This is a genomic window from Tatumella sp. UCD-D_suzukii (genome assembly GCF_000611875.2).
GTDB lineage: Bacteria > Pseudomonadota > Gammaproteobacteria > Enterobacterales > Enterobacteriaceae > Tatumella > Tatumella ptyseos.
Map to the genome: position 1 here is coordinate 1 of NZ_JFJX01000023.1, position 724 is coordinate 724.

Below are 724 nucleotides of genomic sequence, written 5' to 3' on the forward strand. Positions count from 1 at the left end.
AAATAGTTGCGTTGGGAATTACATGTGCTACATTACGCACATGGTGAGTGTTTGAGTGCTTGAAGTCATGATTGATATGCTGGTCTTAAGGATACCGTTTAAAAGCTCTCTTGTATCGGAGCGTCTTGATTCACAGGGAAATTATGTTTCCCATGTGAACCTTGCTGAGGTTGCCCGCCTTTCTGGTCTGACTCTTGCCGCCCATACAGTAGAATACGCCATTGATGGTGATTTGACTGTATCGGGGCTTAAGCATCCTTACGAATCTCTCCCTGCTCATTATGCTGGGATCGCATTGAAAATTTTTGAGGGCGGTAAGAATTTCGAGCCATGTGTAGAGCTGAAAGCATCTCCGGCGAAATTGTTACAAGGTCACAATATTTTTGGGCCTACATCTTTTGAGTTGTGCGGTCTGGAATTTTTCGGTGCCTTTGCTGCTGCTATGCCTGAACTCTATGAGTTGTGTGATGTAACTAATACGGTAGTTGGTCGCATAGATGTAACTTTCAGTGCAAAAGTCGCAAATGATCACATTGCTAACCAGGTGATTTCTTTCTTGCGCAATGTATCCAACGGTCAGACTAAAAAGACTCGTGCTCTTGATTATGAAACAACTGTTATGTGGAACGAAGGAAGTCGCCACCGTACTCTTGTTGCATACTTGAAACATCATGAGGTGCAGGCTCAGATTAAGAGATTGCAGAAAAAGAAAAGTTCCCACTTA

At 43.2% G+C, this 724-nt stretch carries 1 protein-coding gene; it reads left to right on the forward strand.

Annotation, left to right across the window (positions count from 1 at the left end; genetic code table 11):
- Positions 1 to 55: 55 nt before the first annotated feature.
- On the forward strand, positions 56 to 724 hold a 669-nt coding region (locus tag CG67_RS06145; protein WP_235501107.1), incomplete at its 3' end, for a phage/plasmid replication protein, II/X family.